Here is a 15148-nt window from a genome sequence, read left to right on the forward strand (position 1 = left end):
TTGACGGGCGCGGATACGCTCACGCTTTTACTTCACTGGCTTTCTGGCGTAGAGAATTAATTGACATATCATTAGTTACATAGTTAATTAATGACACATCATTCAATTAATCTCCCGGTTATTTATGTCTCTATCAACCCCTTCTCCCCGTCGCCGCTTTGCGAGTCTGATGGGACACACGACACGGCTGTGGCGCCGCATCATCGACAGAGAATTACAGCCTTACGGATTGACGCAGGCCACCTGGCTACCGTTGTTACACATTGCCAGAGCCACCCATCCCATGAACCAGAAAGCACTGGCGGAGTCCATCGGCCTTGAGGCATCCGCCGTCGTCCGTTTGCTGGATAACCTGCAAAAGCAGGGACTGATTGAAAGACGGGAAGGGACAGATCGCCGGATTAAGGAGATCTACCTCACTGCACAAGGCACCGGGCAAGTTGAAAAAGTTGAGAACATCGCGAATCAGGTGCGTATCAAAGCGCTGAACGGATTGAGCGATACCGAAGTTGAGCAGATAAATCAGGCCGTTGAACAGGTTATTGCCAATCTTTCAGCCTGTGAACGGGGTAACGCATGAGCATGAAGGCTTTCCGTTCAGGGTTTCAACGCTTGAACCGCCGTCACCAGATCATGGTATTGTCCGGCGCGCTGATGTTAATGATCGTATTGATCTGGGTTACGCTGTGGCTGCACCAACGCATGACGCACATCAGCGAAAACGACGCTCACATCGTCGGTGAAGTGATTTCCCTGGCCAGCCGGGAAGGCGGATGGCTTACTGCGCGTCCGGTGATTGATGGCGATGTGATCAAGAAAAATCAGATACTGGCTCAACTCGACGATCGTGACGCCCGGTTGAGGCTGGCGGCGCTGGAAGGCAGTCTGGCGGCCGCGGACGCGCAGGTCAGTTACAGCCAGGCACAGCGGCAGACGCTGGATCTGACCACCAAAGCAGAACGGGATGAAGCGCAGGCGAACCTGGCGGCTACCGAATCCGCGCTCTCCAATGCGGGCTATCAGCTTAAACTCGCCCAGATCAACTTCAGCCGCGATGATCAACTGGTTAAAACCGGGTTGACGCCGAAAAAAACCTGGGATGAATCTCACACCATCCTACTGCAACGTCAAAGTGAACAACAGGAAGCACAGGCACAGCGGGTATCCCAGCAGGCGGCGCTCGCCAATGCGCAGGCACAGCGCAATAACCTGATGGTGCTGGATCGACAAATCGAGATGCAGCGCCAGCAGCGCGTTGCCTTACAGGCTCAGGTTGATCAACTGAAACAGGAAATTGCCGATCGCACGCTGCGATCTCCGGTAGATGGCGTGGTGGACAGAACAATCAGCAATGTCGGCGAATATATTCAGGTTGGCCAATGGGTCATGATGGTTCACGATCCCCTGAATCTTTGGGTCGAAGCCAACATCAAAGAAACCGCCATCGAAAATGTGAAAGTAGGACAACCGGTAGATATTATCGTCGATGCTTATCCGGGGGCTACGTTTCACGGGCATGTTATGCGCGTCGGCAATGCGGCGACCAACCAATTCGCTCTGCTGCCCAGCCCCAATCCTTCCGGTAATTTCACCAAGATCACCCAGCGGGTGCCGATACGCATCGCCCTCGATCAGCCGGATACCCGTTTGAAACCCGGTTTAATGGCGGAAGTGACCATCAATGTCGCCGATTGAAACGCAGGCGGCACGTTTTGGTGCTTCATACCGCTGGCTGGTCACTGTCACCATCATGCTGGGAACGATCTCGACAACCGCCACCGCGACCATTGTGAATGTCGCCATGCACGACATCATGGGGGCTTTCGGTATGGGGCAAGATCAGGTGCAGTGGCTTTCCACCGCCTTTCTCGCGTCAATGACGGCAACCATGCTCACCACGGCCTGGATGCTCGATCGCTTTGGCTACCGTAATACCTTTGTCGGATCGCTGGCGATCTTTGTGTTTGGCAGCATACTGGGCGCTATCAGCCAAAACGGGGCGGAGGTCATCCTGGCGCGAATACTGCAAGGCTGCGCGTCCGGTATTATTCAACCGCTGGCTATGGTGGTGATCTCCCAGGTATTTCCACCCTCACAGCGCGGCAAAGCCATGGGCATCTACGGTATCGGCATTGTGCTGGCGCCAGCGCTTGGCCCGACGGCAGGCGGTATGATGGTCGACCAACTGGACTGGCGCGCCGTTTTTATGGTGGTTGTGCCCTTTTGTCTCGCAGGCATTGCCGCCGCCATGTTTATCTTACCGGGTAAAATACCGCAAACGGATACGCCCCACCGCCAATTCGATATAGCCGGATTCATCCTGTTAATCATTGCCCTGGTAACATTGCTGAGCGGATTATCCAACGGTCAGCGCGAAGGGTGGGATGCGTTTCCGATTATCGGGTTATTAACCTGCTCGCTGTTTACCGGTATCGGTTTCATTCTTTATGAGCTGCGCACGCTTCACCCTTTATTGAACCTGCGGGTATTTGCCAACCCGGCCTTTAGCGCAGGCTGTATTGTGGCGTTCGCACTCGGCGCCGGCATTTACGCTTCAACCTATATTATCCCCTTGTTTGTACAGACCATTCAGGGATATACCCCCACCCGTTCCGGGCTGTTGCTGATGCCTGCGGGGTTGGCGCTGGGGCTGGTGTTTCCGATTGCCGGTCATATCAGCGACCGCGCCGCGCCGCACATTCCGATTATCATCGGACTGGCGTTATTCGGCCTTTCCTGCTGGTTATCCAGCGGGGCTGATACGGATACGCCATTCTGGACCATGGCCGGGTGGATCGTGTTGGGAAGAATTGGACTAGGCGTGATGCTGCCTGCCCTGAATGCCGGTTCATTACGCGCTCTCCCTCTGGATAAACTGGCGCAGGGCGCCGGCAGTCTGAACTTTATCCGCCAGCTCGGCGGAGCATTAGGGGTTAATCTGCTTTCCGTCTTTGTTGAGCGTCGCAGTTCTTTTCATGGCGAGATGCTGGCAGAATCACTGACGCAGGGTAATGCCATCAGCACCGATATCATCCGCCAGCTCGGCGGCTTCTATTCCCATTGGGGCAATCCGTTTGGTGAACGTCTCAGCGCCAGTATCAATCCCGGGGTAATGGAATTCATTGAACGCATTCTGCTGCCGAAAGCGCAGATGTTCGCTTATCAGGATGGTTTCTACATCGTCGCGATATTCTTCTTTGCCGCCATTATTCCCTCGCTGTTTATCCGTAATCGTGTCTCGACGCTTAATAATGGCGCGGGTGCAGGAACTTAAATAGCGATAATCCACAACAAAATTTATCACGACTGCAATCTCAATCAGCTCAACTCACCATTGGGCTGTTTTTTTCATCATGGCGCACTGAACGATAATAAAACACACCTGAAATCAGGCACAGCGTATAACCAAACAGTTCGGCGCTTTCTTCCGCCAGATTTTTCACGGTTCGAACATACCCCTCATCCATCAGCGTTAGCCACAGTTTATTCATGCCGATCAGGCGGGAAAAAACCAGAACCGACAGCAATCCGCATACCATGTAGCCATAGCTTGGATGCTGAAAAAAATGCGCTAATCCAGCGATCGTGCTTTTTATCGACATTAACGCGTAAACGATGCACCCGATAGCGCAAAGCATTGCGAAATAAAACCAGCTACCGTGGGCAAGGTAATCCAGAAAAAAATCTATTTCCCTGATAAACAAACAAAAAAAGAACCCGGCAATCAGCAGATATCCCCCACGGCATGCCGCCGATTTGCTGGCCATATTGAGAAATAGCCCTCCGGTTAACAGTAAAAACAACTCTTGGGCAAACTCGGTAACAGATATCTCCCCCACACTGTTTTTCAAAACCACTATATCAACAAATATCAGTAGTGATATCAGCCCGACCACGACAGCCAGCATCAGGGAAAAAATCAGACTATGAACAATAACGGCAACATCCTTACTCATGTTTTCAACACCCGAATAAACACGATAACTATGCTGATTTTATCAGTCGGTGAAAATTAACAATGGGCCGTTCATGCGACATTGCAAAGGAAGAGAGAGATATATTGGGCGACAGAGACGGCAGCGGGCGATCAAAATACCCGCCTGCCGATACGAAGAATTAAATCAGGGCCGCTTCTTTCAGTTCGCTTTTCAGATAAGCGTAGTAGATTGGCGCGGCAATAACGCCAGAAAGCCCAAAAGCGGCTTCAAATACCAGCATGGCCAGCAGGATTTCCCATGCATGCGCTTTAATTCTGGTTCCGACAATCTGGGCGTTGAGAAAATATTCAAACTTGTGAATCAACATCAGATAGACCAGCGCGACCAGAGCAATGGGCAGGGAAATGGAGAGCGCGGAAAGAAAGACGATAGAATTGGAGATCAAATTACCGATAACCGGCAGCAGGCCAAAGACAAAAGTCAGGACCACCAGCGTCTTGGAAAACGGCAGGTGAATACCGAAACACGGCAATGCCCCCAGAATAAAAATGGCGGAAAGCACCGTATTAACCGCAGAGATTTTGACCTGGGCAAAAACGATATTGCGAAATGATGAGGACAACAGGGCGACCCGGCGCAGAAGCTCCGCTTTAAGCAAGGGTTTTTCTTCATCATCATCAACATTGTATAAAGAAATGATCGCCCCCAGCACCATACCAATCAGCATCGTAACGAAACCATGCAGAAAACTTTTCCCCATATTCTGCAAAATAACAATGTGCTGCTGAATCCATCGCAGGAATTCATGCTGAAGCTCTTCGACACTCACCGGCAGATATCCCGGTAAATAGAGCATCATCTGCCGCTGGATATCATTGAGGATATAGGCAATACGCATGTTGAAAGCGGTGGTATCTTTCATTTCCTGCATCAGCAAGCCAACCAGACTGCCGAACAGCAGGCTCAACAGGCTGACAACCAACGTACTGATAATCGCCACGACCATCCAGCGCGCGCGTTTGCCGCTGATCACCCGTTGAAAATAAGGAGTCAACAAATTCACAATTTCATAAACGAGAAAACCGGCAATGAAACAAGCCAACAAACGCAACGGCAGCAAAATCAGCAGGCCACCCATAACAAAGAAAAAGCTCAGAAATCGGGCTTGTTTCAAATTCAGTAACTGCATAATGACGTCCTGTATTCGTAAAATAACGCTAAATAAGAATGTACTGCCCTTCCAGTCCGTAGCGTCCTGAATATCTGGTTCGGGTATAAAAGCGATTTTTTTTATGGCGGGCGTCCTGTCCGCCCCCCTCGGGCCGTCGCGAGCGACGTTGAAAATCGTTCCAGGCGATTTTTCGCCCCATCCAGACAACCAATGGACGGGTGAAGGAGTATTTTTAGCGTTTTACTACAGAAACACCAGCGGGTTTTAACGCGAGCTGATATCAATCCACCAGGCAAAGCGTTTTGTCACTTTGATGGGGAGCGTGCGAACCAGCGCTTCAAGCAGACGATCGCGCTCATGCAGCGGGAATACGCCGGAAATCCGTAACCCGGCTACCTGCTTGCTCACGTGGAAATAGCCATGATGATAACGGGACACTTCATCAATCAACTGTATCAGCGGCATGTTATCCGCCACCAGCACGCCCGAGCGCCAGCTCTGACGGAAATTATCGACAGGCACCGGGGCATCACACCGATCGCGCGTAAAGGCGACCTGCTGACCCGCCGTCACCCGCTGTGTCAGCGCAGTGGTGCGCAATACCGCTTCGCCGCTGAATACGGATAAAAAACTCTGTGCCGGGGTGTAGCGTAGCGCAATTTGGCACGGCTGCGGAGCATCGATCCGGCCATGTGCCGTCATCAGTCTGGTTGGCTGCGCCGTCCGGTTCTCCAGCATAAGCTCGCCCTGAACCAGTTTAAACGCCAATGACCCCATCCCGTTACCCTGCTGGTTCAGGGCCGAATCCGTATTCAGCCATACGGTCAGACCATTGGCGATCGCCAATTCGCGGGTTTCCCCCGTGCCGGTTCGGTAATCGGCGGCATAGCTTTCCCACGGCAGGCTGAAACCGACGCCGCCGGTGACGCCGGCGATCGCCAACAGCTTGAGTATGCGTCTGCGATCGGCGCCGCGCTTATTCAGTACCGAAGAAGCCAGCTGTTTATCGACCGCATGAAAGCGCGCGTGAATCTGTTCAACCTGTTGCCAGGCCTGACGGTGTGTTTCGTCACGCCCCAGCCACTGCCGCCAGGCCTGACGCTCAAATTCGGTGCACTCTTCATCATACAGAGTGGCATACCATTCTGCCGCAGCATGAAAAACGTCTTGGGGAATATCGGATTTGATAGCGGAGATCATAGGTCCCGACAAAGCAGACAGTTGAGCATCGCCTGCGCCATATATTTTTTCACCATTCGTTCAGAAACCGCCAGACGCCCGGCGACCTGCCTGTAAGTCAATCCATCAAGATGAACCCACAGAAACGCCTGACGAACCTTGGCGGGCAGCGTTGCCAACATACGATCAATCTCAAGCAGGGCGTCAATGGTCATCGCCTGCTGTTCGAGCGAAGGAACAACGGCAGGCGCCTGCTCGGATAATACCTGTAGATAAGCGTTTTCGATGTCTTTACGTCGCCAGTAATTCACAACCAGACCGTGCGCTACCGTAGTAAGCCAGGCGCGCGGTTCCCGGATCTGTGTCGCTTGATGCTGGCTGATAAGACGTAAAAAGGTATCCTGCGCCAAATCGGCCGCCTGTTGTGAACACCCCAGACGTCGACGCAACCACGCCTGCAACCAGGAATGGTGTTCATGATAAATCTGCTGAACCAGTAAAGATTCGGGCTGATTTACATCAGCAAACGCGGGATTATTCACGGGAACGGCTCAATATTATAACAATGAAATGATTTTCATTATCATTAATAATAAAGTCAATGAATATTCGCCGTGTATTCTGCCACGGCGGCATTGGTTAGCGATAAAAATAAGACTCCTGGCACAACCAGCGCGTCGTCAGCCCCTGCAAGACGTCACGCTGCTGTTTTGATGGCGGCCGATCGCTGACGATATAGTGGAAATCGGCAATAGTGCCGTTTTGGCACAGGGCCGGGCGGCCAAACTTGGTGCTGTCCACCACCAGCACCTTTACCGCCGCGCCAGCCAGCAACGCCTGGCGCGCCATCACCTCGTCATCATTGAAATCGTAGAGTTCTCCCGCTTCCCCCATGCCCCCGATTGACACCACGCCGATTGCCACCCGATAGCGGCCGAAAAACGTCAGCGCGTCGCCGCCGATGACATCCAGATCCCGTTTGCGCACCTGCCCGCCGGCCACGGTCAATTCGCAACCGGGCAAACGGCTGAGCGCTTGCGCCGCATGCAGGTTATTGGTGAACGCCGTCAGCCGGGTGTGGGCAGGCAAGGCGCGGGCCGCCATCTCAACCGTGGTGCCGGTTCCCAGAAAACAGCTTTGGTATTCGCCAAGCAGCGCGGCAACCTGTTGCCCAATCCAGCGTTTACCACTGACATTGACGATTTCCCGTTGCTGATAGCCAATATTTTCCCGCGCGAAAGGCGCCACCAGACCGTGCCGACGCAGCAGCAGCCCCTGCTCGGTCAGTTCCCGCACATCGCTGCGCACGGTTTGCAGCGATACGCCGAAATGTCCGGCCAGTTGCTCAATACTTTGTTCCCCCTGCTCCGTCACCATCGTGGTAATAGCGCGACGGCGTGATTCCGGCGTCATCATTCTCTCCTTGTATTGATGCTTTCCGGAAATACTACAACGAAAATGTTAAATTATTACTACGAAATTAACTGGTCATATTTTTGTCAGATTCCCCTGTTTTAATCATCAAAACGAAATCCAAGGGGAATAAATGACATGTGTAAAAGAATAACGCTTGCCGCTTTGATACTGACGATGTTCGGTACTTCAGCGATGGCGAAAACCACACTGATGCTCTACACCAGTCAGCCCAATGAAGACGCCCAGATGACCGTATCCGCCTTTGAACAGACGCATCCGGATATCAACGTTACCTGGATTCGCGACGGAACCACCAAACTCACCGCGCGCCTGCAAGCCGAACTGGCGGCTGGCGGCAGCTCGCCGGATGTGCTGTTGATCTCCGACAGCGTAACCATGGAGGCGCTCAGGCAGCAGGATCTGCTGGCGCCGTACAAATCGCCTGAAGCCGCCCGCTACGATCCCTCGCTCTATGACGCCGATGGCTATTACTACGGCACCAAGCTGATCACCACGGGCATCGCCTATCACCGTCAGGCGCCGGTCAAACCCGCTTCATGGCAGGATCTGCTTAAACCTGAACTGAAAAATATGTCCACCATGCCCAGCCCGCTCTATTCCGGCGCGGCGCTTATCCATCTGGCGACGTTGACGAATAACCCGCAGCTAGGCTGGGACTATTACCAGAAACTGAAAGAGAACGGCACCATGCCTCAGGGCGGCAATGGCGCGGTGCTGAGCGCCATTGCCTCCGGCAGCAAAGCCTATGGCGTACTGGTGGATTTCATGGCTATCCGTGAAAAAGCCAAAGGCGCCCCGATTGAATTTCTGTTTCCGCAGGAAGGCGTAAGCATCGTGACCGAACCGGTTGCAATGATGAAGAAAGCCAAAAACCCCGACGCCGCCAAAGCCTTTATTGATTTCGTCCTGTCGGAGCAGGGACAGCAGTTGGTTCTGAAGCAAGGCTATCTGCCGGCGCGCGCAGACCTGCCGGTGCCGGAAGGTTTTCCTCCGCGCGACCAAATCAAGCTGATGGCGTTCGACGCCAGCAAAGCATTGGCCGAGGCTGAACAGAACAAAACGCGCTTTGGTCAACTGTTCGGAACCCACTAAACCATGAGTAGTCTTGCCATGCGCTACCCTTCCAGCGGCAGCCCGCCAAGAGGATTACTCTGGCTGTTGCTCGGTCTGGTTTCGCTGCTCAGTCTGCTGCCCAGTCTGCGGCTGTTAATTTCGGCGCTGATTGACTGGCATCTGGGCAGCGACAGCAGCCTGTGGCGGGTGCTGTCCAGCCGGTCCACCTGGGTGGCGCTCTATAACAGTTTCTACACCAGCGGTCTGGGCACCTTGCTCTCCCTGCTGCTGGGCAGCCTTTTCGCCTTCTGTCTGGCGCTGACCGATATCCGCGCCAAACAGATCTGGGTATTCCTGTTTATGTTGCCGATGATGATCCCGCCTCAGGTCACCGCCCTAAGCTGGCTGCAACTGTTTGGGCCAAGCAGCATTTTGCTGAACAGCCTGAGCATGGCGCCCACCTTCGGCAGTTCCAACCCGCTTTACTCCGCTGAAGGGATAGCCCTGCTGCTCGGTATTCAGCATGCGCCGCTGGTGTTTCTGGCGCTGCGCACCCAGTTGCTCTGCCTGCCCAAAGAGCAGATTGAAGCCGCCCGCCTGAATGGGGCCTCGCTGTGGCGGGTGTTCTGCGATATTGTGCTGCCATTGTGCCGCACCGCGCTGTGGGCTGGCGGCGCCATCGCCTTCGTGTCGGCGCTGGGCAACTTCGGTATTCCCGCCATGCTGGGTATCCCCATTTCCTACTTTGTGCTGCCAACGCAGATTTACCAGACCATGGCCAGTTTCGGCCCCACGATGCTCAATCAGGTGGCGGCGCTGTCGGTACTGATGGGCGTGCTGGCGGTAGGGATCGTCATGTTGCAAGGGCGATTACAACAACGCCATGCGCTGCCGCTTATCGGTATGGCCGGTCGTGCGCTGGCGTTTCGCCTTGGTACATGGCGCTGGTTAACGGAGCTGATGCTGGCCGTTGTTCTGTTTATGATTCTGGTTGCGCCGCTGCTGGCATTAATCGCCACATCGCTGGTGCCCACGCTGGGCGTACCGTTGAACGGCGATACCCTGACCTTTGCCGCCTACGGCACCATGCTGGAAGGACAAAGCGCCACCTGGCGCGCGTTGACGAACAGTATGCTGCTGTCGGTTTCGGCGTCTTTCGTGCTGATGCTGCTGAGCCTGCCGCTAGCCTACCTGCTGGTACGTTACCCCAGCCGGCCGTTACGCTGGCTGCACAACGCCATCGATATTCCTTACACCCTGCCCGGCGTGGTGCTGGCGATCGCTTTCATTCTGCTGTTCGCCCGCCCGCTTCCCATCGTGGAGATCGCGCTGCACGGAACGCTGGCGATCATTTTTCTGGCTTATCTGGCGCGTTTCCTCACCGTCTGCCTCAAGCCGATCCACAGCGGCATGTTGCAGTTGGATCCGGCGATGGAAGAGGCGGCCAGTCTGGCAGGAGCCCACTTTTCGCAACGACTGCGCCATATCGTCCTGCCGTTGCTGGCGCCGGCAGCCTTTGCCGGGGCGCTGCTGGTATTTCTGACCGCGGTCAACGAACTGACCGTCTCGGCCCTGCTGTGGAGCGCCGGCAGTGAAACGCTCGGCGTGGTGATTTTCAATCTGGACGAGAGCGGCAATAAAGTGCTGGCCTCCGCGGTTTCCGTGATGGTGGTCGGACTGGTCGCGCTGGTGATGTTGCTGCTGAGCGGCCTGAGCCGCTATCTTCCCAAAGGAGTGATCCCGTGGCAGAACTGAAACTGGAGCAGATCAATAAATGGTTCGGCGAACAGGCCGTGGTGCGCGATCTGAGCCTGACGATTCCCCAGGGGGATTTCACCGCGTTGCTCGGCCCCAGCGGTTGCGGTAAGACCACGACCTTGCGCATTCTGGCCGGACTGGAACAACTCAGTCGGGGACGGGTATTGCTGGGCGACAGAATTCTGGCGGACCAACAGCGGCATCTGCCGCCTGAAGCGCGCAACATGGGGATGGTGTTCCAATCCTATGCCCTGTGGCCGCATATGACGGTGGCGGAAAACGTGGGTTACCCGCTGAGGCTGAAGAAGGTTAATGGCGCCGCCCGACAAAAACGCATCATGGAAGCGTTGGAGGTGGTCGAACTCGGTGCCTACGCCGACCGTTCCCCGCAGGATCTCAGCGGTGGTCAGCGCCAGCGTGTTGCGTTGGCGCGCTGTCTGGTGTCAGAACCGCAGGTGATGCTGCTGGATGAGCCCCTGGCCAATCTGGACCGGCACCTGCGCGCCACCATGGAGCAGACCTTCCGTGATTTTCACCGCCGTACTGGCGCCACTTTTATCTATGTCACCCACGATCAGGCCGAGGCGATGGCGTTAGCCAGCCATATCGCGGTAATGCATCAGGGGAAACTGATGCAGTGGGGATCTCCCCAGCAGCTGTATCAATATCCGCAAAACGCCTGGGTTGCGCGCTTCATTGGCAAAGGCAGCGTATTAACGTTGCCTGTGGCTGCCGACGCCGCCCGGCTGGATGGCGCGCAGTTGCATCGCGGGCTGGAACAGACTTCTGTCGCCCATTCACGTCAACCGATTCTGATTCGTCCTGAACATGTGGAGGTCGCCGCCAGCGGGTTGGCCGCTCAGGTGGAGAGCTGCATTTATCAGGGGGAGCGCTATCTGCTGCAACTGCGCCTGAGCGACGGCCAGCCGCTGACCGCTTATCATTATGCCCCGCTGAGCGAACAACAGTCCGTTGCGGTGCGCCTGCATCAAGGCTGGCGGCTGGAGGCGGCATAAGCGTCAGTATCGATAGTCTTAGCGGCCAGCGCTGGGATGCGACATCATCGATCGGCCAGCGATCAGGATGGGATCATGACGCCGGTCACCTTAAGTGACCGGCATTATCCTTTCACACGAAAACGGGTTACCAGCGATAGCTGATATTCGCGCTGACGTTGCGCCCTTCTCCGTAGTAACACCAGTAGTTACAGGCGCTGACGTACTCATGATTCGCCAGGTTGGTGGCATTGACCTGTAGCCGCCAGTCTTTGCTGAAATCGTAGGCGATCATGGCATCCCACAGCGTATAGGCAGGCACTTTCATACCGGCGGTATTCTCAATATCGCCGTAAGAACTGCCGACATAGCGAATCCCGCTGCCGACCGTTAACCCTTCCAGCGGTCCTTTAAAGGCATACGTTGCCCAACCGGAAACAATGTGTTCAGGCAATCCGGGCAAGCGTTTCCCCTTTTCCCCTACCGTACCGGATTTCGTGGTTTTCACTTCGTTGTAGGTGTAGTTGGCCGTCAGCGTCAGTCCGGAATACACTTCACCGCTGAATTCCAGTTCAACACCGCGGGAGCGCGCCTCACCAGCCTGAATGGTTCGGCTTGGATTTGCCGGATCGGTGGTCTTGACGTTTTTCTGTTCCAGATTGAACAAGGCAAGGGAAGCATATCCATTGAATCCTTCCGGCGTATATTTCACCCCGGCTTCTGTCTGCTGCCCTTCTTCCGGAACATAGGGGCGGTCATACCCATCGAGACCAGACACCGGCAGGAACGACTCGGAGTAACTCACATACGGTGAGAGTCCATTATCAAACAGATACATCACCCCGGCGGTTTTCGTAAATTTCGAGTCATCCGTGCGCGTATCCGCTCCTGACGTCAGATCGCGATCGCGGGATTTCGCCACATCGTAACGTCCTCCCAGCAGAAAGATGAGCCGCTCATTATATTTAATCTGGTTCTGAATGTAGTATCCCGTCTGATGACGTCCTGAACGGTGATCGAACAGATCATCGTCCCCCGGTGGCGTATAGTCGCCATATACGGGATTAAAAATATCGATTGGCGCACCGAAGGAATACAGATTCGCATCGCGGCTTTGGGTATTGGCGCGACGATAGTCCACACCTAATAACAGCGTGTTTTCAATGTCGTCGAACTGCCACTCCCCGACCAGACGGTTATCCGTAGCCCAGTTCTGCGCAAAGCCATCGCGGTATGTCAGGCCGCGGTTGGCAAGACGATCGCTGCCAGCGACCATCCCCAGCACGTAAGCGCCGCGCAGATCCATATTCAGATAGGTGTAATTCAGGTTCTGATGGAACGTCCAGGTATCATTGACATGGTGAGTCAATTCATAGCCAAGATTAAACTGACGGGTATTGTGATGATTGATACCGGGTTCACCCAGCGAGGTTTTATAGCCTACTTTGCCAAACGGGGTATTCTGTAACGTACCGTACGGCAGTTTGAAGCCGTTGGTCATACCGGACTGGGTATCCATATAGCTTGCCAGTACGGTAAGTTCGGTATCCTCTCCCAGGAAAGTCATGCTGGGAGCCAGATAGAAGCGTTTGCTGTCCGCAAAATCCACTTCGCCGGACGTGTCGCGCGCCAGCGCCACCACGCGATACAACACCGTACCGTCATCATTCAGCGGACCGGCGCTATCGACCGCCAGATGCCGATAGTCGTTAGAGCCGTATTCCACCTCAATCTGCCCTTGCGGTAAACGCGTCGGACGTTTGGTAATAACGTTGATCAACCCTCCCGGCGGGTTTTGTCCGTAAAGCACCGAGGCAGGACCTTTCAGCACTTCAATACGCTCAACGCCAAACGGCTCCAGCTGCTGTCCATAAAAACCGTCTTCATTCAGCGTCGCCAGACCATTTTGGAAACGGGACTGATCGCTAAACCCACGGATCGTGACCCATTCAGCCTTATTGTCCGGCCCGTAAGGCGTCGCCAGAATGCCGGCGCTATAGCGCAAAGCCTGATCAATCTTTTTCGCATCACGCTCCTGAATCTGCGTATCAGTCACCACGGAGACGGCCCGCGGCGTTTCCGATAGGGGAACATCCAGCTTCAGCGCCGTATTAGGCGGCGACGTTACGATAATTTGTTCGTTTTTAGGTGACGCGGCTACCGTCGCGGGAACAGACGCCTGAGCAGTCTGCGGCACCAGTGTTACGCTGCCGTCAGCACTGTATTGCGCGACCAGCCCGCTATCGCCGAGAATGTGCTGAAATCCCTGATCGACACGGTAGCTGCCTTGTAATCCCGTACTGCTTTTCCCCGCCGCCAATGCCGGATCATAAGCAAGCAACACACCCGCCTGTTGCGCGAACTGGTTTAATACCTGATTAAGCGGACCGGCCGGTACCGCATAGGATTGAACGGTTGCCACAGCGGCGGCGTGCACGGACATGACAGGCAGAGTCACACCGAAAGCCGCTCCTAACACCGCCACTCGTAAAGCGCGAGCCAACAAGTGAGTACGAAATCTTGCCATGCATTTATCCCCTTTATCCTGATGAATTATGGTTTTCAGAAGATATGCCAACTGAACGCACGTCAGGGGGAACCCAAAATCGAAAAATATCAGCAATATTTTCTCGATGCGACGATCCGTCCCATCAATCCAACGGTAAAAAAATAGTGAATTGATAGCAGGATGTAATAAAAACTTCTTAATAAACCAATAAATTAAGAAACATCAATCGCTATTCTGGGAAACAGTAAGAAGTCAGGCCCGCCAATGATTTTATTGACAGGCAATACCGTGAGACCGGGGATCGCCGCAATATATACAATCAGGCGAATAATGGGAAAAGCGGACAATCAAACAACACAATCTGAAGGTATAGCGATATGAAGATAATTATAAGTCATCTGGTCGGCGACCCAATCAATATAGCAGGAAGCGCCCGTGTGATATCAATACAAACGATTGCTGTTGAGCACCCTACACTGTTTTATCATAGTAACAATTTTACTTTTGACGATATTTTTCACTAACAGCGACGTTATATCCTCAATCGGTTGACCGCACCACCAGTAGTATTCAGGAGGCCAGATTTGTCGTAGGCTCCGGCGATTCCTGGTTCAGGATCAGCAATGACAAGACACGGTTTTCAACGTTCAATTTAGAAAAAGACAGCGTACTCAACTGGTTCTTGGCAAAACCGTCAGACAGCAGGTCAGATACGACGCGAGTGCTTAATACATCAGAATTCGTCATAAAGTCCTGATAGGCAAATTTAACATTAATTGGCAGTACATCATCAATGGAAACCTGCGTATTCATTTCAGAACGGAGTCCAAAGTGGGCATTAAATGCTGAATTGGCGCATACCACTTTGCACTTTTCATCAATGACGGCCACAGCACGCCGATCGTTCTCAACAGGTTGGCTTAGCATGCTGATGATCTCATTCCTGCCAAATATCAGACTCATTATTTCCTCTGCTTCATGCTATGTAGAAGGTATCGCTCAGCACTGCTGGTGCAACTATCGCCCACAGCAAGCAATCGATCGATAAGCATCAAACTCACCGGAGCTCGCAGGGCTCCGGCGCAGTGTAGTTATCTAAATTGTTTAG

13 protein-coding genes are annotated in these 15148 nt (G+C 53.9%); 6 read left to right on the forward strand and 7 right to left on the reverse strand.

Annotated elements, in window-relative coordinates:
- Positions 1–124 precede the first annotated feature (124 nt).
- Genes B4923_RS11875 through B4923_RS11885 form a run of 3 tightly spaced genes read left to right on the forward strand, consistent with a single transcriptional unit; the run spans position 125 to position 3274 of the window.
- Entirely contained in the window at positions 125–580 is a 456-nt protein-coding gene (locus B4923_RS11875; RefSeq protein WP_109054579.1) for a MarR family winged helix-turn-helix transcriptional regulator, read from the forward strand.
- Entirely contained in the window at positions 577–1695 is a 1119-nt protein-coding gene (locus B4923_RS11880; RefSeq protein ID WP_109054580.1) for an HlyD family secretion protein, read from the forward strand. Before B4923_RS11875 ends, B4923_RS11880 begins: the two co-directional genes overlap by 4 nt.
- Positions 1682–3274 carry a DHA2 family efflux MFS transporter permease subunit gene (locus tag B4923_RS11885; protein WP_109054581.1) on the forward strand — a complete coding sequence of 531 codons (1593 nt, stop codon included), beginning with the start codon at positions 1682–1684 and terminating at the stop codon, positions 3272–3274. The genes B4923_RS11880 and B4923_RS11885 overlap by 14 nt, the downstream gene beginning before the upstream one ends.
- Before the next feature lie 49 nt (positions 3275–3323).
- Here the strand turns inward: B4923_RS11885 and B4923_RS11890 are convergent, their stop codons facing one another.
- The 5 genes from B4923_RS11890 to B4923_RS11910 form a co-directional block, all read right to left on the reverse strand.
- Positions 3324–3956, reverse strand: a complete 633-nt coding sequence (locus tag B4923_RS11890; RefSeq protein WP_109054582.1) for a hypothetical protein — start codon at positions 3954–3956, stop codon at positions 3324–3326.
- Positions 3957–4116: 160 nt separating this feature from the next.
- A complete protein-coding gene (locus tag B4923_RS11895; protein WP_109054583.1) occupies positions 4117–5127 on the reverse strand; it encodes an AI-2E family transporter in 1011 nt (336 codons plus the stop codon).
- Between the two features lie 246 nt (positions 5128–5373).
- Positions 5374–6309 (reverse strand): DUF4880 domain-containing protein, encoded by a 936-nt coding sequence (locus tag B4923_RS11900; protein ID WP_109054584.1) that lies wholly within the window; start codon positions 6307–6309, stop codon positions 5374–5376.
- Positions 6306–6830, reverse strand: a complete 525-nt coding sequence (locus tag B4923_RS11905) for a sigma-70 family RNA polymerase sigma factor (protein ID WP_109054585.1) — start codon at positions 6828–6830, stop codon at positions 6306–6308. Before B4923_RS11905 ends, B4923_RS11900 begins: the two co-directional genes overlap by 4 nt.
- Before the next feature lie 97 nt (positions 6831–6927).
- Positions 6928–7704: a DeoR/GlpR family DNA-binding transcription regulator gene (locus B4923_RS11910; protein WP_211313949.1), complete on the reverse strand. Its 777-nt coding sequence runs from the start codon at positions 7702–7704 to the stop codon at positions 6928–6930.
- A gap of 135 nt (positions 7705–7839) precedes the next feature.
- Between B4923_RS11910 and B4923_RS11915 the strand changes: the two genes are divergently transcribed.
- The 3 genes from B4923_RS11915 to B4923_RS11925 are packed head-to-tail and all read left to right on the forward strand — an operon-like array spanning position 7840 to position 11552.
- A complete protein-coding gene (locus tag B4923_RS11915; protein WP_109054587.1) occupies positions 7840–8817 on the forward strand; it encodes an ABC transporter substrate-binding protein in 978 nt (325 codons plus the stop codon).
- 3 nt (positions 8818–8820) lie between these two features.
- Positions 8821–10533, forward strand: coding sequence for an ABC transporter permease (locus tag B4923_RS11920; protein ID WP_109054588.1), 1713 nt, complete (start codon positions 8821–8823; stop codon positions 10531–10533).
- The gene (locus B4923_RS11925) at positions 10521–11552 is read left to right on the forward strand and encodes an ABC transporter ATP-binding protein (protein WP_109054589.1); all 1032 of its coding nucleotides are present in this window, start codon (positions 10521–10523) and stop codon (positions 11550–11552) included. Before B4923_RS11920 ends, B4923_RS11925 begins: the two co-directional genes overlap by 13 nt.
- A 127-nt stretch (positions 11553–11679) precedes the next feature.
- Here the strand turns inward: B4923_RS11925 and B4923_RS11930 are convergent, their stop codons facing one another.
- Together B4923_RS11930 and B4923_RS11935 are read right to left on the reverse strand one after the other, a co-directional pair.
- Positions 11680–14058: a TonB-dependent siderophore receptor gene (locus tag B4923_RS11930; RefSeq protein ID WP_109054684.1), complete on the reverse strand. Its 2379-nt coding sequence runs from the start codon at positions 14056–14058 to the stop codon at positions 11680–11682.
- A gap of 552 nt (positions 14059–14610) precedes the next feature.
- Positions 14611–15003, reverse strand: a complete 393-nt coding sequence (locus tag B4923_RS11935; RefSeq protein WP_109054590.1) for a transcriptional regulator — start codon at positions 15001–15003, stop codon at positions 14611–14613.
- Positions 15004–15148: the final 145 nt, after the last annotated feature.

It is taken from the genome of Brenneria roseae subsp. americana, from assembly GCF_003115815.1.
GTDB classification, from domain to species: domain Bacteria; phylum Pseudomonadota; class Gammaproteobacteria; order Enterobacterales; family Enterobacteriaceae; genus Brenneria; species Brenneria roseae.